The sequence below is a fragment of the Sorangium sp. So ce1036 genome (assembly GCF_051369805.1).
Lineage (GTDB): Bacteria > Myxococcota_A > Polyangia > Polyangiales > Polyangiaceae > Sorangium > Sorangium cellulosum_F.
Genome location: NZ_JBBMOX010000002.1, coordinates 552907 through 577430 on the forward strand (window position 1 = coordinate 552907; position 24524 = coordinate 577430).

Annotated in this window: 12 protein-coding genes and 1 pseudogene; 10 read left to right on the forward strand and 3 right to left on the reverse strand. The window is 74.4% G+C overall.

The window, feature by feature from the left end; genetic code table 11:
• Positions 1–178: 178 nt before the first annotated feature.
• From WMF31_RS39135 to WMF31_RS39150, 4 genes are all read left to right on the forward strand, one after another.
• Positions 179–1198, forward strand: a complete 1020-nt coding sequence (locus tag WMF31_RS39135; protein ID WP_436606983.1) for a metalloregulator ArsR/SmtB family transcription factor — start codon at positions 179–181, stop codon at positions 1196–1198.
• 281 nt (positions 1199–1479) lie between these two features.
• Positions 1480–3222: a PEP-utilizing enzyme gene (locus WMF31_RS39140; RefSeq protein ID WP_436606984.1), complete on the forward strand. Its 1743-nt coding sequence runs from the start codon at positions 1480–1482 to the stop codon at positions 3220–3222.
• Complete coding sequence (locus tag WMF31_RS39145; protein ID WP_436606985.1) at positions 3219–4025, forward strand: PEP/pyruvate-binding domain-containing protein; 807 nt, start codon at positions 3219–3221, stop codon at positions 4023–4025. The genes WMF31_RS39140 and WMF31_RS39145 overlap by 4 nt, the downstream gene beginning before the upstream one ends.
• Positions 4026–4092: 67 nt before the next feature.
• Complete coding sequence (locus WMF31_RS39150) at positions 4093–5475, forward strand: MFS transporter (RefSeq protein ID WP_436606986.1); 1383 nt, start codon at positions 4093–4095, stop codon at positions 5473–5475.
• 51 nt (positions 5476–5526) lie between these two features.
• On the opposite strand, the gene WMF31_RS39155 is transcribed toward WMF31_RS39150, so the two are convergent.
• The 3 genes from WMF31_RS39155 to WMF31_RS39165 all read right to left on the reverse strand — a co-directional run bounded on the left by WMF31_RS39155 (position 5527) and on the right by WMF31_RS39165 (position 11330).
• On the reverse strand, positions 5527–7170 hold the full coding sequence (locus WMF31_RS39155; RefSeq protein WP_436606987.1) for a glycoside hydrolase family 30 protein: 1644 nt from the start codon (positions 7168–7170) through the stop codon (positions 5527–5529).
• A gap of 257 nt (positions 7171–7427) precedes the next feature.
• A complete protein-coding gene (locus WMF31_RS39160) occupies positions 7428–10217 on the reverse strand; it encodes a hypothetical protein (protein WP_436606988.1) in 2790 nt (929 codons plus the stop codon).
• Positions 10218–10379: 162 nt separating this feature from the next.
• Positions 10380–11330, reverse strand: coding sequence for a PAS domain S-box protein (locus tag WMF31_RS39165; protein ID WP_436606989.1), 951 nt, complete (start codon positions 11328–11330; stop codon positions 10380–10382).
• 245 nt (positions 11331–11575) lie between these two features.
• Between WMF31_RS39165 and WMF31_RS39170 the strand changes: the two genes are divergently transcribed.
• From WMF31_RS39170 to WMF31_RS39195, 6 genes and pseudogenes are all read left to right on the forward strand, one after another.
• Positions 11576–12598, forward strand: a complete 1023-nt coding sequence (locus tag WMF31_RS39170; RefSeq protein WP_436606990.1) for a hypothetical protein — start codon at positions 11576–11578, stop codon at positions 12596–12598.
• A gap of 159 nt (positions 12599–12757) precedes the next feature.
• Complete coding sequence (locus tag WMF31_RS39175) at positions 12758–13996, forward strand: PP2C family protein-serine/threonine phosphatase (RefSeq protein WP_436606991.1); 1239 nt, start codon at positions 12758–12760, stop codon at positions 13994–13996.
• A gap of 19 nt (positions 13997–14015) precedes the next feature.
• Positions 14016–15034 (forward strand): annotated as a pseudogene (locus WMF31_RS39180) (FIST signal transduction protein); the annotation flags it as partial.
• A 96-nt stretch (positions 15035–15130) separates the two neighbouring features.
• Complete coding sequence (locus WMF31_RS39185; RefSeq protein WP_436607588.1) at positions 15131–18898, forward strand: FIST N-terminal domain-containing protein; 3768 nt, start codon at positions 15131–15133, stop codon at positions 18896–18898.
• A 77-nt stretch (positions 18899–18975) separates the two neighbouring features.
• Complete coding sequence (locus WMF31_RS39190) at positions 18976–22410, forward strand: protein kinase domain-containing protein (protein ID WP_436606992.1); 3435 nt, start codon at positions 18976–18978, stop codon at positions 22408–22410.
• 152 nt (positions 22411–22562) lie between these two features.
• Positions 22563–24428: a serine/threonine-protein kinase gene (locus WMF31_RS39195; protein WP_436606993.1), complete on the forward strand. Its 1866-nt coding sequence runs from the start codon at positions 22563–22565 to the stop codon at positions 24426–24428.
• The last annotated feature ends 96 nt before the right edge of the window (positions 24429–24524 follow it).

Here is a 24524-nt window from a genome sequence, read left to right on the forward strand (position 1 = left end):
GCTGCGGGAATCGAGAGCGGCGAGCTCCGGGGGACGTTCACGTTCACGTGATCGAGCTCGTGTCCGAGGCGGTGGCGGACGAGCGGGCACGAGAAAACAGACGGCAGCGGGGGAAATCTGATTCGACGGCCGTCGAATCATCTTGACGGCCGCGGCGCGGCGCCGCAGATCCGTTTCGATGAGCATCGAATCAGATTCTCCGGCGCGCGCGCTGGGCGTCGAGCAGCGCGTCGGCGTGCTCAAGGCGCTCGCCGACGCCTCGCGGCTCCAGGTGGTGAGCGCCCTGATCGAGCGGCCTCACTGCCCCGAGGAGCTGGCGGAGCGGCTCGGGCGCTCGGCGTCGACGGTCTCCTTCCACCTCCGGAAGCTCGACGAGGCCGGGCTCGTGACCAGGCGCAAGACCCAGTACTACCAGGTTTACGCGCTGCGCGACGACCTGCTCCGCCTCACGCTGAAGGAGCTCGTGGCGCTGCCGCCCGCCGGCGACGGCCCCGCGCGGCGGCGCGCGGAGCGAGCCCGGAGCCAGGTGCTGCGCGCCTTCTTCCGCGAGGGCGCGCTGGTCCAGCTACCGAAGACCTGGCGCAAGCGGCGCATCGTGCTCGAGCAGTTCGTGGGCAAGTTCCGGCCGGGCCGGCGTTACCGGGAGCACGAGGTGAACGAGATCATCCACGCCCTCTACCCCGACCACTGCACCATCCGGCGCATGCTGATGGACGAGGGCTACATGGCGCGCGACGGCCAGCTCTACGAGCTGATCGATCCAGCGACCAGCACCCCCGAGGCGGAGACCAGGACCTCAGGGTCAGAAACGAGGAAGGCGGACGTGAGCACGATGGCGACGCGCAAGGAGCTGAAGCGGCAGTACCTCGAGACCCCGAAGCAGGCGGGCATCTTCCAGGTCAAGAACACGGTGAACGGCAAGGTCCTGCTCGGCAGCAGCACGAACCTCCATGGACCGCTCAACAAGCACCGTTTCATGCTGTCGATCGGCATGCACACGAACCAGGAGCTCCAGAAGGACTGGAAGCTGCACGGCCCGGACGCCTTCACGTTCGAGGTGCTCGAGGTCGTGAAGCCGAAGGACGATCCGGGGTTCTCCGTGTCGGACGAGCTCACCCTGCTCGAGCAGATCTGGCTGGAGAAGCTGTCGCCCCTCGCGCCGCGCGGCTACAACACCGGCACGCGCATCCGCGAGTGAGGCCGCTCCGCGGCGCCCGACGAGGCCCGCGCCGCGCACACCCGGGACGAGCTCCGCGACGCCGTCCCACCGGACCCGCTGTCGCACCCCCGCCCACGCCCCCGCCACCGGATCACCCGCCTCCTCCGCCGCTCGCCAGGGCTGGACCGCCACGATCGCCACCCCTACCCTCGGGGCCTTCATGAAATCGTGACCGAAGCGTCACCCCGCGGTCGCCGTTGCCCTCGGGGCGCCGCGGCGGCTCGTGCGGGCGCGGCGTGTCGGTCAGGGGTGGTCCAGCGATGAAGAACGATCCGAGCTATCCCGACGCCAGATTCCAAGCCCCCGGCCCGGGCCCCTGGGAGCTCGAGCGGGCGCACTTCTCGCGACCGATCTCCCGGTTCTCCGCCGAGCCGTTCATGTACGGGATGCCGAGGGGCTTCGCCGAGGGGGCGGAGCGCTACGGGCTCCTCATGAGCCACTTCAAGCCGGCCCTCGTCAGCGGTTTCCTCTACATGCAGTCCGTGGCCGTCGGCGCGCGGGAAGGGGCGAGCGGGCCGCCGCCGAAGCCGCTCCTGTGGCTCCTCCTGCGCCTGCACCCGCGGCTGCGCGAGCGCGTCGAGCGGTCCCGCAAGGTCTTCGAGACCCGGCTGTGGCGCGAGGACCTCGACCGGTGGGATCGCGTCGACCGGCCCCGCGCCACCGAGAGGAACCTCGCCGTCCAGGCCGTCGATCCCGCCCGGCTCGACACCGACGCGCTGATCGCGCACCTGCGCCGCGTCCAGGCCCACCTGGAGGCGATGATCGCCCTGCACCACCGCTACAACTTCCCCAGCGTCCTGCCCGTGGGCGACTACCTCGCGCACGTCGCCGCGTGGACCGGCGCGAGCGCCGGCGAGGCGCTCGCGCTCCTGCAGGGGACCACGCCGCTCGCGAAGGGCGTCGCGGCCGAGGAGCTCGGGGCCCTCGCCGGCGCCCTGCGCGCGAGCGCGGCGGGCCGCGACGCGCTCGCCCTGCGCGGCGACCCGCAGGCGGTGCTCGACGCGCTCGCCGCCCTGGAGGGCGACGTCGGTCAGGCCACGCGCGCTTACCTCGACCTCGTGCGGTTCCGCACCGTGGGCTACGACGTGGCCGACAAGACCGGCGGCGAGCTGCCCGAGATGCTCGTCCGGGCCATCCACGCGGCCGTCGAGGGCGACCGCGGCGACCGGGCGCTCGCCGCGCGCGACGCCCGGGAGAAGGCGCTGCGCGAGCGCGTGCCCGCGGCCCACCGCGCGCAGCTCGACGAGCTGCTCGCCGAGGCGCGCCTCACGAACCGGCTCCGCGACGAGCGCGCCCTCTACTCGGACGCGTGGGGCACCGGGCTCGCCCGCCGGGCCGTCCTCGAGGCCGGGCGCCGCCTCGCCGCCGCCGGCAAGATCGACGACCCCGAGCACGCCGTGGATCTCTCCCTCGACGAGATGATCGGCCTCCTGCGCGATCGGCGCGAGCCGTCCGCCGCGGAGGTCGCGCGGCGCGCCCGCTTCCGCGCGACGGCCACCCTCGCCGACGCGCCCCCGTGGCTGAACATGCCCCCCGGCCCGCCGCCCCCGCTCGACCTGCTCCCGGCCCCCGCGCGCCGCGCCACGCGGGCCGTCGACGCCCTCCTCGCCGCCATGTCCTCCGAGTCCGAGGCCAGGAACACCGAGGCGACCGTCCGCGGCCTCTCCATCAACGACGGCGTGTACGAGGGCACGGCGCGCGTCGTGATCCACCCGGACGACTTCGGGCGGATCCAGCAGGGCGACGTGCTCGTGACGCGCGCGACGTCGGCGTCGTTCAACGTCGTGCTCCCGCTGCTCGGCGCCATCGTGACCGACCGCGGCGGGCAGCTCTGCCACGCGGCGATCGTCGCGCGCGAGTACGGAATCCCCGGCGTCGTCGGCACGCGGGACGGCACGACGACGATCCCGGACGGGGCGCGCGTGCGCGTCGACGGCGCCGCCGGCGAGGTGACGGTCCTCGCCAGGGCGCCCGAGCGCCGCGCGCAGGAGGCGACGCTGTGATCGCGGGCCTGCACGAGGCGCTCCACGAGGCGGAGTTCGGGGGCAAGGCGGCGCAGCTCGGGCGCGCGCTGCGCGAGGGCCTGCCGGTGCCGCCGGGCGTCGCGCTGTCGGCGGGGTTCGTCGAGCGGGTCGTCGCCGGCGAGGGCGCGGCGGTGGACCGGCTGGTCGAGGCGTTCCGCGCGCTCGACGGGCCGGCGGCCGTGCGGTCGTCCGGCGTCGGCGAGGACGGCGCCTCGGCGAGCTTCGCGGGGCAGCACGCGACGGAGCTCAACGTGCGGGGCCGCGACGGCCTGCTCCAGGCCGTCCGCAGGGTGCACGCCTCGGCGCGCACCGAGGCCGCGCTGGCCTACCGGCGGAGGCTCGGGCTGCCGCCGGAGCCGCGCATGGGGATCGTCGTGCAGCGGCTCGTGCACGCCGACTGCGCGGGGGTGCTCTTCACGCGCAACCCGGCCACGGGCGCCGACGAGCGCGTGATCGAGGCGACGTGGGGCCTCGGCGAGGCGGTCGTCGCCGGCCTCGTGACCCCGGACAGCTACCGCATGGCCCGCGGCGGGCGCGTCCTCGAGCGGCGGCCGGGCGACAAGGACGTCGCCATCGTGTGGGCCGAGGAGGGCGGCACGCGCGAGGTCGCGGTCGAGCCCGAGCGGGCCGCGGCGCTGTGCCTCGACGACGCGCGGCTCGCCGCGCTGGAGGCGCTGGCCGCGGCGTGCGAGGCGGCGTTCGGCGGCACGCAGGACCTCGAGTGGGCGTTCGCGGGCGACCGCCTGGTCCTGCTCCAGCGGCGGGCCATCACGCGTGGCTGAGGCCTCGTCTCGGGCTGAGGGCTCGTCCCGGGCCGAGGGCTCGTCCCGGGCCGAGGGCTCGTCCCGGGTGCCGGTGCGGCTGCTCGCCGCCATCGTGCTCTCGACGGCGCTCGCGCCGCTCAACTCCACGATGGTGGCCGTGGCGCTGCCCGAGATGGCGCGCGACCTCCACGAGGGCTCGGGCGAGCTCCGCCAGGGGCTCGTCACGAGCTACCTGCTCACGAACATCGTCCTGCAGAGCCCCGGGGGGAAGCTCGGCGACCGGCTCGGCCACCGGCGCGCGCTCGCGCTGGGCCAGCTCATCTTCGCCGCGGGCGCCGCGCTCGCCTACGTGTGGCCGGTGCTCCCGGTGCTCACGGCGTCGCGCATCGTGATGGCCGCGGGCGGCGCGATCCTCGCGCCGAGCGCGACGGCCATGCTCCGCACGGAGCTGCCGCCCGAGGTGCGCGGCCGCGCGTTCGGCGCTTTCGGGGCGATGATGGGCCTCGCGGCGGGCGCGGGGCCGAAGGTCGGGGCGCTGCTCGTGGCGCACTTCGGGTGGGCGTCGATCTTCCTCGCGAACGTCCCGGTGCTGCTCCTCGCGGCCGCGCTCGCGCACCTCGGCGCGCGCGCGGCGGCGCCGGTGCCCGCCGCGCCGGCTGCGCCGGCTGCGCCGGCGGCCCCCGCCGCGCCGGCGCGCTTCGACCTCGTGGGCTCGGCGCTGCTCGGCGCCTCGCTCCTGGGCATCGTCCTCGGCCTCGAGAACGCCCACCTCCGCTGGGCGGCCGCGCTCGGCGCGCTGGGCCTCGTGCCGTTCGTGCTCTGGGAGCGGCGCGCCGCGGACCCGGTCATCGACTTCTCGCTGTTCCGGCGGCGCACGTTCGTCGGCGGCAGCCTGATCATCGCCCTCCAGAACTTCGCCATGTACTCGGTCATGTTCGAGCTGCCGCAGGTGGCCGCGCGGCTGTTCGACGTGGCGCCGCGCGACGTCGGCAACACGCTGGTGGCGATGATGGCGATGATGGTCGTCGCCTCGCCGCTCGCGGGGCGCGGCTCCGAGCGGTTCGGGGCGCGCGCCGTCGCCCTGCTCGGCGGCTCGCTCGCCCTGCTCGGAATGGTCCTGCTCGCGGCGCGGCCGCTCGGCGCCATCACCGACGCGGCGCCGGCGCTCGCCCTGCTCGGCGCGGGCCTGGGCCTCACGTCCGCGCCGTCCCAGGCCGCCGCCATGAGCGACGTCCCGCGCCACCAGAGCGGGATGGCCGCGGGCCTCACCTCGACGATGCGTTACCTCGGGGGCATCGGCGGCCTCACCGTGCTCGGCCTGGTCCTCACCGAGGCCCGCGCGCCCGAGGTCGTGGTGCGCGAGCACACCATGGCCATCGCGGTCTTCGGCGTCGCGCTGCTGCTCTCGATCGGCTGCGCGCTGACGCTCCCCGGCCGCGGCGCGGCGCCGGCCAGGGCGTCACGGTGACGCCTCTTCTTCCACGCTGATTCCAGCGGAAGCGCCGCGCCCGATTCGCCCTCACTTCCAGTTGACGGTGGCCCAGCCGCGGGCAGGAATGCTGAACTGGAGCTTCTTGCCGGCCACGGCGAGGGTGGTCGCCTTCGGTGAATTGCCGGAGTTGTGCAGGATCGCGACGAGGGTGCCGTCAGGGTTCTTGAAGGCCAGCGCGTCGCCGCCGGTCGTGCCGACGCGCGTCGCCCCAGGATCGACGTACTGGGACACGTGACGGAAGACGTGATAGACGGGCGTCACGTTCAGCGTCCTGGTCGCTGTGTCCACCGTGAGAAGCGCGTTCTGGGGCCACGGCCGCTGCGAGTCCAGGTTCTTCCCGGCCGTGTCCAGCACCATGTTCCAGGCGCTGTACGAGCTCACCCCGGCCTTGATCCAGTCGCGGATGAGCCCCCAGCTCTCCACGGCGTAGGCGTGGTCGTTCGGCGCCGCGTCCGGCTTGAATGTCCCCGTGTTCCAGGGATAGTTGCCGCACTTGTGCTCCGTCTGCACGATCGGCAGATTGCGCGATTTCAAGCTGGCCACGCTGCCCATCACGTTCCACTGCAGCCCGAAGCCCTCGACGTACTTCATCGCGGTGGCGTCGCCGGTCACGGCGTCGAGGATCGCCACGTCCGCCCCGGCAGCGTCGTTGGACATCGTGCCGAGATAGATCTGCGCCGCGAGCCCCCGCTCCTCGAACGTCGGCCCGAGGTAGGTGCCGATGAACTTGGTCATGAGCGGCGCCGTCCACAGGCAGCTCGGATATCTCGTCTCGTAGTTGGGCTCGTTCTGGGGGTGGACCGCCTCGATGGTGAGCCCCTCCTCCGCGTACGCCTCCACGAACTTGGCGAGGTACAGGGCATACGCCTGCAGGATGGTCGCGTCGTCCTTCATCCTGCCGCCATCCATGGCGCCGTTGCTCTTCATCCAGGTGGGGGGCGTCCAGGGGCTGGCCCAGAGGTGGAGGCCAGGCCTCACGGCGAGCGCCGCCTTGATGTACGGGATCAACTTCTCCCTGTCCCGAGCGATGGAGAAGCTCTCCATCGCGGTATCGTTCGGCGTCTCGTTGAGCGTGTAGCGATCCATCGCGAAGTCGCTGGCCCCGATGGGGATGCGCCCGTAGACGAACGCCGCCCCCTCGTGCGCGTCGAAGAGGAGCTTGATGGCGCGCGCCCTCTCCGGCTCGCTGAGCATGGAGAGCACGTGCCACCCCACCTCGTTGAAGGTGCCGCCGAAGCCGTCCCATCGCTGGTGGGTCGTCGCGTCGTCGACGGTCACGTCGGCGTTGCCGCTCGTCACCTCCGTCGGCGTCTCGATCTTCCAGTAGTCGTCCTGACCGGAGGTGACCAGCACGGGCTCGATCACGGCGGGCCCGCCGCCGGTGGACGAGCTGCCACCGCCGCCGTCGCCGGCCGGAGCGCCGCCGTCGCCGCCCGGGTCCGTCGCACCGCCCGTGCCCCCACCGCCGCTCGCCGCGGCGCCGCCCGTGCCCGGACCGCCACCCGTTCCCCCGCCCCCGGGGCCCGCCGCGCCGCCGCCCGCCCCCGTCGCGCCGCCCGCGCCGCCCGCGCCGCCCGCGCCCTCGGGTTCGGTCGGGCCGGTCGAGGAGCCGCAAGCCACGAAGAAAAACGCGAGCAAAATGCCGGCGGTCGATGCAAGTGTCCTGTTCATCGCGAAGCTCCTCGATCCTGGGGTGCAGGCCCCTGGCGGTGCCTGCAGCAGGGGGCCGAACATGGCCGTCCTTAATGCCCAAGAGGCGCCGCGGTGATCCGACCAACGCGACGTTTTCCGAGGGGGGCCTCTGAGCGAGGCCCGTCAGGACGCGGTGTGTCCGCCAGGCCTGGCGCCCGCGGTGGGCGGCGGGCGAGGCGTGCCCGTGGGGCGGGGCCCCTGGCGCGATGACACGTTCGAGGTGACCCGGGCCGGGCTCAGCCTCCGGGCTGGCTCGCCGGATCCGCCGGATCGGTCCCCGCGTCCTCCTCGTCCCCATCGAGCGCCCCGTCGCCATCCCGGTCGAGCGCCATCCGCACCCCAGCGCCCGGCGGCGCGCAGGTATAGGTCAGCGGCGTCCCCGCGGCCGCGATGAGGCGCAGCGTCGCCGCGCCGATCGCCGCGCTCCCCGCCCGGTTCCGGCGGAACGCGCCGTCACCCTGGTAAAGGAACCCCACCTCCTCCTTGTGGACGCGGCCTTTCACCACCAGATCGCACTCGCCCACATCGGCGCGCGCCATCAAGAGATCCACGCGCTCCTCGGCCGCCGGATCGCCGGCGCCGGCGAGCGTCATCTGCTGGCCCACGATGGGCGCCAGGTTGGTCTCGAAGGCGTGCAGATAATCGGTCACCTGCCGGCGCAGCACGTCGCCCGCCTCGCCCGGCGGGAAGCCTTCGACCCCCGGCGCCTCGTTGAAGCCGAGCTGATCGTGGAAGCGGAAGATCGTGTCCATCGTCCCGTCGTGGCCGAAGCCGAACCCGCGGATCTGATCGCCCTGGAACCCGCTGTCGCGATCGTTGAAGCGAGGGTTCTGCACCATGCCGAACATGCCCACCTTCGCGTAGAGACCGCGGAGCTGGGCGACCTTGAAGCTCTGGAAGATGAAATCGAACGTGTAGCGCCCGTCGGTCCCGAAGAAGCCGGGGAACGCGACCCCGTGCTCGGCGTTGCCCGACGGGTCGAGCACATGGCACGTGCTGCACGCGCCGCCCGGCTCGGTGAAGAACGCCTTGCCCGCCTCCTGGTCGGGGGTGAGCGCGTTGTCCAACCGGCGAATCGGGTTGGGCGGGTACATGAGCTGGAGAATGAAGTCGGTGAACGCCTGCATGTCCGCCTCGGGGATGGGCGCGTCCCGCCCGAGCAGGCCGGCGAACGCCACGTTGAACTTCTTGAACGCGGCCTCTTCGTCGAAGGTGCCGCTGTCCGGCTGCGCGCTCGGCGCGTCGTTCCCGCCGGTGCGGTCTCCCCGCCAGTGCATCGGGCCGTGGTTGGCCAGCCCGCGCAGGGGCTGCGTCGTCATCGGCCCCTTGAGCGCCGCGAACTCGGCCGGCTGGCCGAAGAGCGTCGGATCGACCACGAAGGGGCCCGGCATCGGCGCGGTCATCGCGTCCGGGTCGCCGAGGTCCCACGCCAGGTGGTCCATGTCGCCGAACGGATGGCAGCTCGCGCAGGCCGAGTCCCCGCGGCTCGACGAGAACGAGGCGTCGTAGAGGAAGCGGCGGCCGCGGATCACGCTCTCCGGCTCGGGGCTATGCATCGGCGCGCGCGCGACCTCGGCCCGGTCGTCGAGATCGATGACCGCGATGGAGTTGTCGAAGCGCGTGAGGGCGTAGAGCTGCCCGCGCGCCTCGTCCAGCACGAGGCCGGTCGGCCCGCCGCCGGGGACCGGGATCTGGTGCGCCACGTCGGGCACGAACGTGTCGCCCTCGAGCGCCGCGGTGGAGAAGACGCCGATCTTGTCCGAGCCGAGCGCGGCGACGTAGAGCGTCTGCCCGTCCCCCGAGACGGCCATGCCCTGGGGCAGCGCGAGGCTCTTCTGGTTCTCGGCGCTGGGGACCGGGGCGCAGCACGCGCTGTCGTCGATGTGCTTGTTCAGGTGCCGCGGGGCCACGGCGCCCGTCGCCGGATCGAGCACCGTGATGCGGTTGTGGTTGAAGCGGCCGCGCACGCTGTGGCCCGCGAAGACGCCGGGGCCCTCGAAGCGCTGCTCGTTGAACGCCTCCGTGTTGGTCACGTAGACGCGCCCGCTCACCGGGTTGACGGCCAGGTTGTAGAGGATCGTGCCGACCCCCTGGAACGCGCCCGACGGGCCCGCGACGGGCGCGGGCGGGTCGGCCAGGGCGTCGAGGACGAAGACGTCCCTGTCGGGGAGCGCGAAATTCACCTTGTCGTCCCAGGATCGATCCAGCTCGTCCACCCAGCGCTGGCCGTCGAACCGGACGATGAGCGGCGTCGAGGGCTGCGCGACCCCGGCGGCGTTGGTCGTCGGCGGGGGCAGGCCGAGGCCCAGGTTCACGAGGTTGGTCTCCACCACCGTGGTGCGGTTGCCGGAGTGGAAGGCCGCCGCGTAGACGCGCGCGCCGTCGGGCGAGGCGGCGAGCGCGCGCGGCGTGTCGCTGAAGAGCGTGACGATGGTGAGCGGCGCGGGGCTCGGGCTCGTCGCGGAGAAGACCCAGACGTCGGCGCGGCCGACGCCCGGCGTGGTGAGCGCCGGGTCCACAGGGCTGTTCTGGCCGCGGTGCGCCGTGGTGATGAAGGCGCGGCCCTCGCCGGGGCCGGCGAAGACGATGTCGCGAGGCTCGTCCCCGACGAGCAGCGTGCGCACCACGCGGGCCTTGTGGGGCTTCGAGACGTCGACCACGCTCACGCTGTCGGAGAGGTGGTTGACGACCCAGACCTCATCGTCGCTGCGGGCCGCGACCGCGACCGGCTCCAGGCCGACGGCGACGGAGCCGCGGTGCATGAGCCGGCCCTTCTTCACCTTGAAGATCTCCAGCCGGCTGTCCGGCGTGTTGACGGCGAAGAGCGTCGACCCGTCCGGCGAGAGGGCGAGAGGCCGGACCTGGCCGCTCTCGAAGAGGGTATAGGATCGCGCGGCGGCGAGGGCGCTCGGCGCGCTCGTGACAGCCCGGGATTCATCGACCAGCGAGCCGGTGTCGGCGCAAGCGCCCAGCGCGAGCGCCGCCAGCCCGAGCGCGGGGAGCGACCGGAGAACAAGCTTCATCATGGGCACCTCCGAGTGCGGGGGGACCTTTCACGGTATCACGGAGGCGCGCCCACCGATCGAGCAAAGGCGGGTTGGGCACGACGCGTCACACGCCCGGGCTCCTGCGTCGCGCACGAGTCCTTCGAGAGCGGTTTTCATCACCGCTCCGGGACAAGCGCCGTGTTAGAGGGCCGAGTTTCGTGGGCCGGCGTGGCCGCGCTGCAGGGCGAACGCGATACCCTCCTTCAGGGTCCGAAGGGTGACGATGCCGCCCACATCGACGCCCTGCGCGACCAGCGTCTGCGCGATCCGCGGCGGCGTGCCGGTGAGCACCACCTGCGCGCCGAGGAGGTTCACCGCCCTGGCCATCCGGATCAGCGCGTCCGCCACCTGGGAGTCGATGATCCCCACGCCCGTGATGTCCAGGACCACCGTCGTGGCGTTGTGTGACGTGACCCCGTGGAGCACGGCCTCGAGCGCCGCCGCGGCGCGGGCGCTGTCGAGGAAGCCGATCAGCGGCATCGCGATGACCTGATCCGCCACCGGCATGAGCGGGGTCGAGAGCTCGCGAACCAGCTGCTCGAGCTGCCTCGTCTTGTCCGCCACGCGCTGCTCCAGCTCGACGTTGAGGCGCCTCACCTCCTCCTCCGCCCGGCGACGAGCGGTGACGTCGACGCCGACCGCCTGAAACTCGGCGTGGGGCCCCCCCTCGCCGAGCGGCGCGCGGTTGGTCCAGCGCAGCCAGCGGATCGAGCCGTCGGGGCGCACGACCCGGTGCTCGGTGTGGACGATCGGGTTCTCGGGGCCGAGCTTCGCGAACTGCGCGTCGAGGAGCTGCCGGTCCTCCTCGGGGACGAGCGGCGTGAAGTGATGGCCGACCAGCTCGTCCCGCGTCCTGTCGAAGTACCGGCAGTACACGTCGTTGACGAAGGTCAACGTGCCATCCATCCGGAAGCGGCAAATGAGCTCGGTCTGGTCCTCGACGATACCCCGGTAGCGCGCCTCGCTCTCCCGCAGCGCGATCTCCACCTGCCGTTTCTCGGCGAGCTCCCGCTCGAGCTCGGCGTTGCGCCGGCGTAGCGTCTCCAGCTCCGCCTCCAAGGCGAGGCGACCGTTGGCAACATCCTCGTTCATGATCCCATCACCCCCGCAAGGCGGCAGACAGCGGCGTCCCCGTCGGCGAGCCTACCAAAGGCGCGGCAGCGCGGTCGCCCTCTCGCCGCGCCGGCGATCGGGCGAGCTGGTGCTCTTCGCCGCGCTGCGCCGCGCCGCGGCGGGGCGTCTTCCGCGGCGCCACCGGGCGGCGGATCGTGATGTAATGGCCGTGTTCCTCTCCTCCCCCGGGCGGCTCCCCGCCCGGGCCAGCCCACGGTGCCCTCTTGAGCGATTCTGCCCCGAAAGCGACGATCGCCGTCCTCGAGCGCAACCGGGTCGTCGGCCAGCGGATCGCCCGCGTCATGGCCGCGGCCGCCGGCATGCAGGACGTGCCCGTGGCGAGCGACCCCGCCGAGCTGCGCGACCGGCTGTCCGAGCGCCCCCTCTTGCTCGGCTGCGACGCCGCCGATCTCGAGCTCGCGCTCGAGTGGGCGGCCGAGCGCTATCCCAGCCTGCACCTGCTCGTGTGGACCTCGGGGAGCACCGACGCCGTGCTCCACGCCGCGCTCAAGGAGCCGCGGCTCTCCAGCATCGTCGGCTGGCCGAGCTTCGCCTCCATGCCGCGGCCGTGGGAGATCGCCCTCGCGGTCCGGCGCATCCTGAAGCCGCTCGCCCTGCCGCCGCGCCTGTCCGACCTGCTCTCGTGGGGCGCCACCATCGTGAAGTGGCGGCCCCGCACGAGCGAGGACCGGGACCGGACCGTCGCCGAGGTCGCGCACTGGGCCGAGCGCGCCGGCGCGCCCGCCCGCGTGGCCGAGCGGCTCGCTGCGCTCGCGCACGAGCTGCTCATGAACGCCATGTACGACGCGCCCATCGACGGCCGCGGGCGCCCCCGCTACACGCACGACCGGCGGCGCGACATCGTGCTCGAGGAGAGCGAGATCCCCACGCTCCGGCTCGGCACCGACGGCGCGCACCTCGCGCTCCAGGCCCACGACCCGTTCGGCGGCCTGCGGCGCCACCACGTCTTCGAGGGCATCACGCGCGGCCTGAGCGCCCGCGCCGCGGACGCCTCGCGCGGCGACGTGCTCGACACCTCGCGCGGCGGCGCCGGCCTCGGGATGCTCAAGATCTACGCGGCCGGGGCGGTGCTCGTCATCGACGTCGCGCCGACCTCGTCCACGATGGTCACGTCCTTCTGGGACCTCGACGTGAACCCGCGCGAGTTCCGCTCGCTGCCGGCGTCCCTCCACTTCTTCGAGCGCTCCACGTCGACCGTCGAGACCCTGGAGCGGCCGGGGTGGTAGGTCGGGGGCGGGCGGTGGCGGGGCCCCCGGGGTGCTCCCCTCCGGGGCTTGCGTTCCGGCGAGCCCCTCGCGTGGCTCGCCTGCACTCCAGCCCCTCCGGGAAGCACCCCGGGGGCCCCGCCACCGCCCGCCCCCGGGCGACGCGTCCGGAGGGGATCGGTGGCTGAGATCGATCCGCTCCTCGTGCGGCAGCTCCGGCGGCTCGGGATCGAGGATATCGACGAGCCGCCGGACCGGGAGACGTGGCACAAGGTCGTCGCGCGGATCAGCGAGCACTACCGGCACGTCGCCGATGACAGGAGCTTGCTCACGCGGTCGCTCGACCTCTCCACGAACGAGATGGGCGCGCTCCACCGGCAGCTCCTCGCCGAGCGGGACCGGCTGCGCAGCGTCGTCGTGGCCATCGGCGACGCGCTGACCATCTTCCACGACGCGGCGAGCTCGCAGGCCGAGCCGGACCGGCCGCTCGACGCCGGCTCCGCGGTCTCCACGACCACGCGGCGCTTCGCCGCCAGGCTCGGCGAGATCCTCTCCCTGGGCGGCGCCGCGCGCGGCGCCGCCGGCTCGCGCGACTCGGACGAGGCCATCAACGAGGTGCGCGTCCAGCTCGTCGGGCTCGGGGACCGGCTCGTGCAGCTCCTGGCCGACACGGCCGAGAAGGCGTCGCTGAAGAAGCAGCTCGAGGTCGCGCGCGCCGTCCAGCAGATGCTCGTGCCCGGCGAGGACGTCATCGCGCGGGGCGCCCTGCGGCTCGCCAGCCACTTCCAGCCCGCGGCCGAGTGCGGCGGCGACTTCTGGACGTTCCACGACCTGCCGGGCGGCAAGATGCTCACGGTGATCGGCGACGTGACCGGCCACGGCATCTCGTCCGCGATCATCACCGGGGCGGCGAAGGCCGCCTGCGACCTCGCGCGCACGCTCGAGCGCGACGCGCTCACCCCCGCGCGGCTGCTCGCGCTGATGAACTGCTGCATCTTCGAGGCGGGCAAGCAGCGCTTCCTGATGACCTGCGCGGCGAGCGTCTTCGATCCGGAGGATCGCTCGCTGACCCTCGCGAACGCCGGCCACCCGTTCCCGTACCTCGTCAGGAACGGCGCCGTGCGGCAGCTCGCGTCGCAGGGCTCGCCGCTCGGCGCGGCGAGCTCGGCCGAGTACGCGTCGAGCACCGTGCAGCTCGAGCGCGGCGACGCGCTCCTCTGGTTCACCGACGGCGTGACCGAGTGCGAGAGCGCGGCGTCCGAGCAGTTCGGCGAGCGGCGGCTCCGGTCGCTCTTCCAGAGCGTGGCGACGTACACGCCGGAGGAGGCGCGCGACGCGATCATGGCGGCGGTCTCCCGCTTCCACGGCGGGCGCCCGCTCGACGACGACATGACGCTCGTCGTGGCCCGCGTGCTGTAATCTGCGGGCGAGGCGCCCCATGATCCTCGAGACGTTCCACTACGACCGGGAGCCCAGGAGGTGGTCGGTGCGGGCGCTGCCCGTGCTCGACAGCGACCGGACGCTGGTGCTGGTGTTCGGGGCGCCGGAGTTCGCGGACGACCCCGGGGCGATCCGGGAGCTCCGGCGGGCGTACCCGAGGTCGCACATGGTCGGCTGCTCGAGCGCGGGCGAGATCGCGGGCGCGGCGGTGCGGGACGGGACGCTGTCGGTGGCGGTGGCGCGGTTCGAGCGCACGGCGCTGCGGACGGCGCAGGTGGAGGTGGGGAGCGCTGCGGAGTCGTTCGCGGCGGGGCAGGCGCTGGCGCGCAAGCTGGACCGTCCCGGGCTGCGCGGGGTGCTTTTGCTGAGCGAGGGCTCGGGGTGAACGGCAGCCAGCTGGTGCGCGGGCTGAACGCGGCGCTGCCGGAGTCGGTGGTGGTGACGGGGGGGCTGTCGGGGGACGGGACGCGGTTCCAGCGGACGTGGGTGTGCACCGGGGACACGGTGCGCAGCGGGATCGTGGCGGCGGTGGGGCTGTACGGCGAGCACGTGGTGATCCAGCACGGGTCGCGGGGCGGCTGGGACCAGTTCGGGCCGGAGCGGGTGGTGACGCGCTCGGAGGGCAACGTGCTCTACGAGGTGGACGGGCGCCCGGCGCTCGCGCTGTACAAGGAGTACCTCGGGGACAAGGCGTCGGAGCTGCCGGCGTCTGCGCTCTTGTTCCCGCTGTCGCTGCGGGCGGCGGCGGGGGACGAGAAGGCGCTGGTGCGCACGGTGCTGGCGGTCGACCACGAGAAGCAGTCGATGACGTTCGCGGGCGACGTGCCCGAGGGCCACCTGGTGCAGCTCATGAAGGCGGACTTCGAGCGGCTGATCGGGGGCGCGGAGCGCGCGGCGCGGTCGGCGGGCGAGGGGTCGCGGGCGGGGGGCGACGGCGCGCTGGCGATCGCGATCAGCTGCGTGGGGCGGCGGATCGTGCTGGGCGACCGGGCCGAGGAGGAGGTCGAGGCGGTGCTGGGCGCGCTGCCGCGGGGCACGCAGGTGGCGGGCTTCTACTCGTACGGCGAGATCGCGCCCTACGCGACCGGCCACTGCGACCTGCACAACCAGACCATGACCCTCACCGTCCTCTCCGAGTCGCCGGCGCTGCCCACCCTCCGCTCCGGCGATCCCGAGCGAAAGCCGCGCGACGCGAAGGAGAAGGCGGGCGTGGCGGCCCGGGTCGTCGCGCAGCCGGCGGGCGGGATGGCCGAGTTCGAGGAGCTCGAGATCGCGTCCGACACCTCCTTCGAGCCGCAGTGGCCCGCCTCGAGCGCGGCGTCGGGGATGCGGCTCGAGACGTTCTCGTTCTCGCGCGAGACGGGCGCGTGGTCGGTGCGGGCGCTGCCCGCGCTCGACAGCGACCGGACGCTGGTGCTGGTGTTCGGGGCGCCGGAGTTCGCGGACGACCCCGGGGCGATCCGGGAGCTCCGGCGGGCGTACCCGAGGTCGCACATGGTCGGCTGCTCGAGCGCGGGCGAGATCGCGGGCGCGGCGGTGCGGGACGGGACGCTGTCGGTGGCGGTGGCGCGGTTCGAGCGCACGGCGCTGCGGACGGCGCAGGTGGAGGTGGGGAGCGCTGCGGAGTCGTTCGCGGCGGGGCAGGCGCTGGCGCGCAAGCTGGACCGTCCCGGGCTGTGCGGGGTGCTTTTGCTGAGCGAGGGGCTCGGGGTGAACGGCAGCCAGCTCGTGCGCGGGCTGAACGCGGCGCTGCCGGAGTCGGTGGTGGTGACCGGGGGGCTATCGGGGGACGGGACGCGGTTCCAGCGGACGTGGGTGTGCACCGGGGACACGGTGCGCAGCGGGATCGTGGCGGCGGTGGGGCTGTACGGCGAGCACGTGGTGATCCAGCACGGGTCGCGGGGCGGCTGGGACCAGTTCGGGCCGGAGCGGGTGGTGACGCGCTCGGAGGGCAACGTGCTCTACGAGGTGGACGGGCGCCCGGCGCTCGCGCTGTACAAGGAGTACCTCGGGGACAAGGCGTCGGAGCTGCCGGCGTCTGCGCTCTTGTTCCCGCTGTCGCTGCGGGCGGCGGCGGGGGACGAGAAGGCGCTGGTGCGCACGGTGCTGGCGGTCGACCACGAGAAGCAGTCGATGACGTTCGCGGGCGACGTGCCCGAGGGCCACCTGGTGCAGCTCATGAAGGCGGACTTCGAGCGGCTGATCGGGGGCGCGGAGCGCGCGGCGCGGTCGGCGGGTGAGGGGGCGGGCGAGGGGTCGCGGGCGGGGGGCGACGGCGCGCTGGCGATCGCGATCAGCTGCGTGGGGCGGCGGATCGTGCTGGGCGACCGGGTCGAGGAGGAGGTCGAGGCGGTGCTGGGCGCGCTGCCGCGGGGCACGCAGGTGGCGGGCTTCTACTCGTACGGCGAGATCGCGCCCTACGCGACCGGCCACTGCGACCTGCACAACCAGACCATGACCCTCACCGTCCTCTCCGAATCGCCTACGCCGCTGCCGCGCGCCGAGCCCGCGGCGCCGCAGACGACGCCGCCCACGGCGCGCACCGGCGAGGACCCGCGGCCGACGATCCCGGCGCCGCCGCCGTCGAAGGGCCGCAGGCCGCCGCGCGACGCGGCGCGCGGGCCCGGCTCGGGGCCGGTCTCGTCGAGCCACCTGCCCACCACCGTGGACCGGCTGTCGCTGGCCGCGAAGGCGCACCGCGCCGCGCCCACGCGGAGCGTCCCGCCGGTCGGCGCCTCGGGCCGCCTCGACGCCCTCGCGTCCGACCGGCGCAGGATCGGCGACGTCCTCGTCGTCCGGCTCGCCGGGCGCATGACCGAGGCGTTCAAGGGGGCGGCGCTCGCCCGGGAGCTCGACGGGCGGGTCCTGTTCGATCTCGCCGGCGTCGAGCGGATCACGTCGTTCGGCGTCCGCGAGTGGCTCCAGATGCTCCAGGCGGCGCAGCCCCGCCTGCGCGCGCTCTACCTCGCGCGCTGCTCCGAGCCGGTCGTGCACCAGATCAGCATGATCCGCAGGTTCGCCGGCGGCGGGCAGGTCGTCTCGTTCTTCGCGCCCTACTGCTGCGAGGGGTGCGGCGCCCAGTTCGAGCGGCTCGTCGACTGCGTGCACGACGCGGCCGCGCTGGCCGGGGGCCGGCCGCCCGAGGCCGTGTGCCCGCGCTGCGGCGGGGCGGGCGCCTTCGACGACGACGCGGAGACGTACTTCGGGTTCGTCGCCCAGCACGGCGCCGGCGCGATCCCGCCCGAGGTGCGGGCGATCCTGCTCGAGCTCGAGAAGAGCGACGACCCGGTCGGCGGCGACGCGGTGGAGAAGTCCGTCGACGGGCGCGTCACCCGGCTCAAGGTGGGGGCCAAGATGACGGCCGCGCTCCGGTGGAGCCGCATCATCGACGGCCTCGAGGGCCAGGTCGTCTTCGACCTGAGCGGCGTCCCCGGGGTGACGGCCGAGGGCGCGGCGCGCTTCGAGGCGGCGCTCCGCGGGATCGAGGGCGCCGTGGAGGACGTGCGCATCGAGGGCTGCCCGCGGCTGCTCGCCGAGCGCATGGCGAGCCCCTCCTGGCCGCAGCGCGCGCGGGTCGAGTCGGCGGTGGTCGAGGGCCGCTGCGCGTCGTGCGGCGCGATCCGGGCGGTGATCGTCGACATCGACAGGAACGCCGAGCGGCTCCGGGGCGGCCACGATCCGCGCGTCCCCTGCAAGCGGTGCAGCACGCCGCTCTCCTTCGACGGCTCGCGCTCGCTGCTCTACGTGCTCGGCGAGCACGCCGCGCGCGCGTCGCAGTCCCCCCCGGCCGCGGCGTCGGCGGCGGCCGCGAGCGCCTCGCCCGCCGGCGCGGCGCCCGCGGCGGCCACGAGCGCCTCGCCCGCCGGCGCGGCGCCGGCGGCGGCCGCGAGCGCGACGCCCACGGCCGCCGCGAGCGCCTCGCCCGCCGGCGCGGCGGCGGCGCAGCCGGGCGCGGCCGGCAGCCCGGCGTTCGTCGCGCTGGTCGGCGTGGTGGCGCTCGTCGCGGCCGGCTTCGCGCTGTGGCGCGGCGGCCTGGGCCCCGCGGCGGCGCCCGCGTCCGCGGCGCCCACGGCCGCGCCGGCGGCGCCCGCGGCCTCCTCGGCCGCGTCCGCGGCGCCGGCGTCCGCCCAGGCGTCCGCGCGCTGGTCGGCGATGGACGACCTGCCGCCCGCGTGGGTGGAGCGGCCGTTCGTCATCGAGGGCGAGAGCGTCCTCGTCGTCGGCCGCGGCGGCCCGAGCCCGAGCGAGGCCGACGCGCTCGCCGCGGCGCGCCACGGCGCGATCGAGCGCCTCACGTCGAGCCTCGTCGGCGAGATCGCGAGCTCTCCCGTGGTCGGGCTGCTCATGGCGCAGCCGCCGGCCGGCGCCGCCCCGCCGCCGCGCGCCGAGCTCGCCGAGCGCATCGCCGGGCGGTTCCTCGCCCAGGTCGGCGCGTTCGCGACGCCCGAGCGCGCGGAGGCCGTCGTGCGCAGGGAGGGCGGCGGCGTCGTCGCCTTCGCGCGCTACCGTCTGCCCCGGAAGAGCTTCGACGCGGCCGCGGCGCACTACCGGCGGACGGCCACGTTCCAGGGCATCACCGTGGCGACCTTCTTCCCGCAGCTCGAGGCGAGCGTGCGCACCGCCGGCGAGCTCATCGTGGTCGCGGTCCCCCGCGCGCGGGCAGCAACGGGGAGCCGCGGAGGCGGCGACGCGTCGCCCGAGATCGCCGCGGGCGACATCGTCCTCGCGGTGAACGAGCGCCCGGTCCACTCGGTCGAGGCGTTCGACAGGGCCGCGGCGGACGCGTGGGCGCGCACGCCGACCGGTGGTACGATGGCGCTCCAGATCGAGTCGCGCGGTGAGCGCCGCAGCGTGACTTTCGCGAAGTCCACAGGCCGCTGAACCTCGATGAGCCAGATGATCGCCTGCCGTGCTCCCGGAGAAGCGACGCCAAGGGCCCGGATGGCAGAGGCCGGCGCATGACCGAGCGCCACGTGGCCGGCCCCATGAGCGCCGCGGCGCGCCGTTCCACGACGCTAGGCCGGTACCGCCTGCTGAAGAAGATCGGCATGGGCGGCATGGCGGAGATCTGGGTCGCCTCCGTCGCGGGCATCTCGGGCGTGAAGAAGATCTGCGTCGTGAAGCAGATCCTCCCGCACCTCGCGGACAGCCCCGAGTTCGTGCGGATGTTCCTCGACGAGGCGCGCATCGCGGCGACCCTGGACCACCCCAACCTGGTCCAGATGTACGACATCGAGGAGGTCGACGGCGTCCCGCTCATCGCCATGGAGTACCTGCACGGCGAGGATCTCAGGACGCTCAAGAAGACGCTCCGGTCGGCGAACCGGCGGATGCCGGTGGAGCACGCGGTCACCATCGCGATCGGCGTCGCGGCCGGGCTGCACTACGCGCACGAGAAGGTCGGCTTCGACGGCAAGCCGCTCGACATCGTCCACCGCGACGTCTCGCCGCACAACGTCTTCGTCACGTACGACGGGGCCGTGAAGATCCTCGATTTCGGGATCGCGAAGGCGGCGAACCGCGTCAACGAGACGCGCGACGGCGCGCTCAAGGGCAAGGTCCCGTACATGTCGCCGGAGCAGTGCACGAGCGAGCAGCTCGATCGCCGGAGCGACATCTACTCGGTGGGCATCCTGCTGTACGAGATGTCGACGGGCAGCCGGCTGTTCCGGCGCGGCGCGACCGAGTTCGAGCTCATGCGGGCGATCGTCGAGGACCCGGTGCTGCCGCCGAGCCAGGTGAGCCACGACTACCCGCCGGAGCTGGAGCGCATCGTGCTCCGGTGCCTGGAGCGGGACCGGGAGAAGCGGTACGCGACCGCGCGGGATCTCCAGATCGACCTGGAGGCGTTCGCCCGGGAGCAGCGGCTCGCGACGTCGGCGCTGGCGCTGTCGTCGTTCATGGAGGAGCTGTTCGGCCAGCGGGTGGAGGCGTGGCGGGGCGCGCTCGGCTCGGAGTCCGAGCTGTTGTCGCACATCGTCGAGAAGCAGGAGTCGAGCCTGCAGAACGACGACTCGTTCGCGGGGGAGCTCGACGGGCTCGGCGGCGCGCCGGCGAGCGCGCACGGCGGCGGCCGCACGGCCGGGGCGGCCACGAAGCTGTCGGCGCCGCTCTTCTCGTCGTCGCAGCTCGAGGCGTCGTCGCAGCTCGAGGCGTCGTCGCGGCTCGAGGCGTCGTCGCGGCTCGAGGCCGTGGGGGCGCTCGACCCCGCGCCGCCGCGCTCCAGGCGGCCGCCCGCGCGCTCGCTCGCGGACGCGGGCCCGGGATCGGAGCTCGACGGCGCGGCCGCGCCCGGGCCGCGCGCCCTCACGGTGACGCGGCGCAAGCTGGGCAACCTGCTCGTCGTCTCGCTGTCCGGGCGGATGACCGAGGAGCTCCAGGGCCACGTGGTGGCGCGGGGCATCGGCGGGCGCGTGCTGTTCGACCTGGGCGGGGTGCAGCGGGTCACGTCGTTCGGCGTGCGCGAGTGGATGGCGATGCTGGCGGAGGTCTCGCTGAGCGCGTCGGAGCTGTACATCGCGCGCTGCACCGAGCCGATCGTCAACCAGGTCAGCATGATCCGGCGCTTCTTCGGCGACGGGCGCATCGTGTCGTTCTACGGGCCGTACCGGTGCGAGCGCTGCGGCGCCGCGTTCGAGCGGCTCTTCGACTGCGACCGGGACGCGCACGTCGTCCGGACGCACGAGCCGCCGGCGAGCCCGTGCCCGCGCTGCGGCGGGGCGGCGGTGTTCGACGACGACGCGGAGAGCTACTTCGCGTTCGCGGTGAGCCACGCGGGCATCCAGCTCCCGGCCGACGTCCGGGTCGCGCTCGACGAGCTCACGCGGCTCGACGCCGGGACCAGCGAGGCGATCGAGAAGACGGTCGACGAGCGGGGGACGCGCATCCGCGTGCGCTGCAAGCTCGACGCGCAGGTCCGGTGGAAGCGGGCGCTCGACGGGATCGAGGGGGACCTGGTGCTCGACCTCGCGGGCGCGGCCGGGGTGACGAAGGAGGGGGCCGAGGCGCTCGAGCTGTCGCTGCGCGCGCTGGGCGACGAGGTGACGTCGATCCGGATCGAGGGCTGTCCGGTCGCGCTGCTCGAGCACCTCGCCGCGGCGGCGCCGCGGCTCCGGGCGGTGGTCGCCTCGGCGGTCGTCGACGGCGTCTGCGCGCGGTGCGACGCGCCGAGGCAGGCGGTGCTCGACGTGAAGGAGGCGGTCCAGGCCGCGCTGGAGGACCGGGAGCCGTACGTGCCGTGCAAGCGGTGCAACGCGCCGCTGTCGTTCCAGTCGCTCCGGCCGGCGCTGAAGCGGCTCGGCGCCGGGCCGGCGCCGCGCGATGCGTCCGGGGAGCCCGCGCCGGCGGCGCTCTCCGCGGGGGCGGGCCCTGCCGCGGCGGGGGCGGCGCTGGCGGGGCAGGGGGGCGCGGCGGGGTCGCCGGCGGCCGCGGCGGGGTCGCCGGCGCTGGCGGGGCAGGGGGGCGCGGCGGGGTCGCTGCTGGCGGGCGCGCCTCGTGCGGCGGCCGCGGGCAGGGCCGCCGCCGGGGCCGGCGGACCGGGGTCGCGCCTTGCGTACGTGGCGGTCGCGCTTTCGGCCGCGCTGCTGGTCGTGAGTGTGGGCGTCACGCACCTGGGCTGGGGCCGCGCGCGCCGCGCGCCTGGGGCGGACGTCGCCTCCGGCACGAGCCCGGGCGCGAGCGCGGCGAGCCCGGGCGCGGCGAGCGCGGCGCCGCCGGCCGGGGAGATGCCGCCCTGGATGCAGCAGCCGTTCGTCTCCGAGGGCGGCGCGGTCTTCGTCGTCGGCCAGGGCACGGGCGCGACCCGGGAGGCCGCGCTGGCGTCCGCGCGCGCCGACGCGATCTCCCGGCTCGCGAGCCACGTCGTGCCGGCGCTGGCCGGGTCGCAGGCCCACGGCTTCCTGAAGGCGCGCGGCGGCGGCGCGCGGCGCGCCGGCATGGCGGAGGCCGAGGCGAGCCGCTACCTGCGGCAGGTCGGCGCGTTCGCCACGCCCGAGCGCGTCGACGCGCGCTTCCAGGAGCGCGACGGCGCGGTGGTGGCCGTCGCCCGCTACCGCATGCCCCGGGAGCGCTTCGACGAGGCGGTGCAGAGCTACCGGAGGACGGTGAGCGTGCTCGGCCTGACGGTGGCGCCGGTCTTTCCGCTGCTGGAGGGCGAGCTGAAGACGAGCGGCGACGCCGTCGTGGTCTCCGTGGACGACCCGGGCCCCGCGGCGTCCGCGGGCGTCCGCGTCGGCGACGTGGTGGTGGCCGTCGACGGCCACCCGATCCTCCGCTTCGACGCATTGCAGCGCATCGCGCAGGAAGCGCGGGGAGGGGGCGCGCTCGAGCTCACGCTCGAGGCGGGCGGCGCGCGGCGGACGGTCGTGATCGAGAGGCCGAGCGGGCCTCCGTAGCGGCGCCGGGGGGCGCTGCAGCGGCGCCGGGCGGCGCTGCCCGCGGGGGGCGTCGGCTGCCATGCCCTGACCTGGTCGCTTTCGTGCTCTGGACCTTGATGCGATATGCTCAGGGCAGAGCGGCGCGGCGTTCTCGGTCGGAGGTCTCGAACATGCGCGGCCTGGAAGAGATCCAAGGGCTGGAGGCCGGAACCCTGATCGCGGGCAAGTACCGTGTGGATCGCCTGCTCGAGAAGGGGTCGATGGGCGCGGTCCTCTCCGCGACGGACGTGGAGGCCCGAGGGCTGCGGGCGATCAAGCTGCTGCTGCCGGCGACGGCCGCCGATCCGGAGATGGCGCGGCGGTTCTTGCGGGAGGCGCGGATCGCGGCGCGGCTCCGGAGCGAGCACGCGGTGAGGGTGTACGACGTGGGGCGGCTCGAGAGCGGCCTTCCTTTCCTGGTGATGGAGCTGCTCACCGGCCGTGATCTCCGGGCGCTCCGCAAGCAGCGGGGCCCGCTGCCGGTCGAGGAGGCGACGCTCTATATAATCCAGGCGTGCGACGCGCTCGCGGAGGCGCACGCGCTCGGGCTGGTGCACCGGGACGTGAAGCCGGCGAACCTGTTCTTGACGCACACGCGCGATGGATTGCCGTGCATCAAGGTGCTCGATTTCGGCATCACCAAGGTGTCGGAGGCGTCGACGCTGGGGCTCGGCGAGCTGCGGACGAGCACGGGCCTGATGCTCGGGACACCGCACTACATGCCACCGGAGCAGATGCGCGGGCAGCGCGACGTGGACGCGCGCGCGGACATCTGGGCGCTCGGCTCGCTGCTCTATGTGCTCCTGACGGGGCGGTATCCGATGCACGCCCGCTCGGTGCAGACGGTCTCGCTGGTGCTCGGCGGGCGGTACGTGCCGCCGCTGCCGTCGAAGGTCCGGCGCGGGCTCACGCCGGAGATCGATCCGGTCATCATGAAGTGTCTCGAGCGGGATCGCGACCAGCGCTTTGCCGACGTGGCGGAGCTGGTGCAGGCGCTGCGCCCGTTCGCGCCGCCCGCGGCCCACCGGCTCGTCGAGCGCATCCAGCGCGTGCTCCGCGATCGCCCGCGCGCGTCGCGCGGCGGCGCGCGACCCGGCGCGGGCGTGGCGGGGCGGGGGGATGGCGGCGCGGTCTCCACGTCGACCAGCTCCTACCCGCCGCCGTCCGGGGGAGGGCTCGATGCGCATCTGCTGGAGCGGCTTCGCTCCTTGCCGCCGCCGTCGGTCCCGCCGCCCTCGTCGGGAGTGCCGCGGTCGATCCCGCCACCGTCGTCCGTGTCGCCGCCGTCGGTGCCGCCGCCATCGTCGGTGTCGCCGCGATCGGTCCCGCCACCGTCGACCCCGGTGTTCTCCAGCGCGCCGCCGTCGGTTCCGCCGCCGTCGACCCCGGTGTTCTCCAGCGCGCCGCCGTCGGTTCCGCCGCCGTCGACCCCGGTGTTCTCCAGCGCGTCGCCGTCGGTTCCACCGCCGTCGACTCCGATGTCCTCTCTTGCTCCGGTCAGCGAGCCCGGAGCGAAGCGCAGTGTCACCGCCGTTCCGGCTCAGCCGCGGTTCGAGGAGGCCATGGTCGTCGAGCCGAGCTCCCACGGCGCGCTCCCGGGATCGTGGCCGCGCCGGTGGCTCTCGCCCTCGCGGGTGGGCTTCGGGGTGGCGGCGGCGATCGCGGTGGCCGCCGTGCTGCTCGTGAGCGGAGCGCCGCCTCCGGAGCCGCCGTCCAGCGCTCCCGGGGTCGAGGCGCCCCTCGCGGGCGCGGGCTCGCCCGGTCCGCCGCCCGTGGCCGCCACGGCCAGCGCGCCCCCCGCGGCGTCCTCCGCGCCCTCGGCCGAGCCGGTCGCGGACGCCTGGCGCGGGGTGCTTCCGGAGCAGGCCCGGCCCACGCCTCAGGGCGGCGCGCCCCGCGCTGCTGCGGCCCCGCTGCTCTCCGCGAGCGGGATACCTCCTGCATCCGCCTCGCCCTCGCGGGGAGAGGGCATCTCGGTCAGCGCCCCACCGCGGTGAAGGATGGTCGCGGCAACCCCGAAGCCTCGCCGTCGGGGCTCAGGGATGGTCGAGGCAACCCCGAAGCCTCGCCGTCGGGGCATCAGGGATGGTCGA

What these genes read in the sequence shown, in the direction of transcription:
- WMF31_RS39135 (WP_436606983.1), top strand. Translation starts at nt 179, where the DNA reads ATGAGCATCGAATCAGATTCTCCGGCGCGCGCGCTGGGCGTCGAGCAG.
- WMF31_RS39140 (WP_436606984.1), top strand. Translation starts at nt 1,480, where the DNA reads ATGAAGAACGATCCGAGCTATCCCGACGCCAGATTCCAAGCCCCCGGC.
- WMF31_RS39155 (WP_436606987.1), bottom strand. Translation starts at nt 7,170, where the DNA reads ATGAACAGGACACTTGCATCGACCGCCGGCATTTTGCTCGCGTTTTTC.
- WMF31_RS39160 (WP_436606988.1), bottom strand. Translation starts at nt 10,217, where the DNA reads ATGATGAAGCTTGTTCTCCGGTCGCTCCCCGCGCTCGGGCTGGCGGCG.
- WMF31_RS39165 (WP_436606989.1), bottom strand. Translation starts at nt 11,330, where the DNA reads ATGAACGAGGATGTTGCCAACGGTCGCCTCGCCTTGGAGGCGGAGCTG.
- WMF31_RS39185 (WP_436607588.1), top strand. Translation starts at nt 15,131, where the DNA reads ATGACCCTCACCGTCCTCTCCGAGTCGCCGGCGCTGCCCACCCTCCGC.
- WMF31_RS39190 (WP_436606992.1), top strand. Translation starts at nt 18,976, where the DNA reads ATGACCGAGCGCCACGTGGCCGGCCCCATGAGCGCCGCGGCGCGCCGT.
- WMF31_RS39195 (WP_436606993.1), top strand. Translation starts at nt 22,563, where the DNA reads ATGCGCGGCCTGGAAGAGATCCAAGGGCTGGAGGCCGGAACCCTGATC.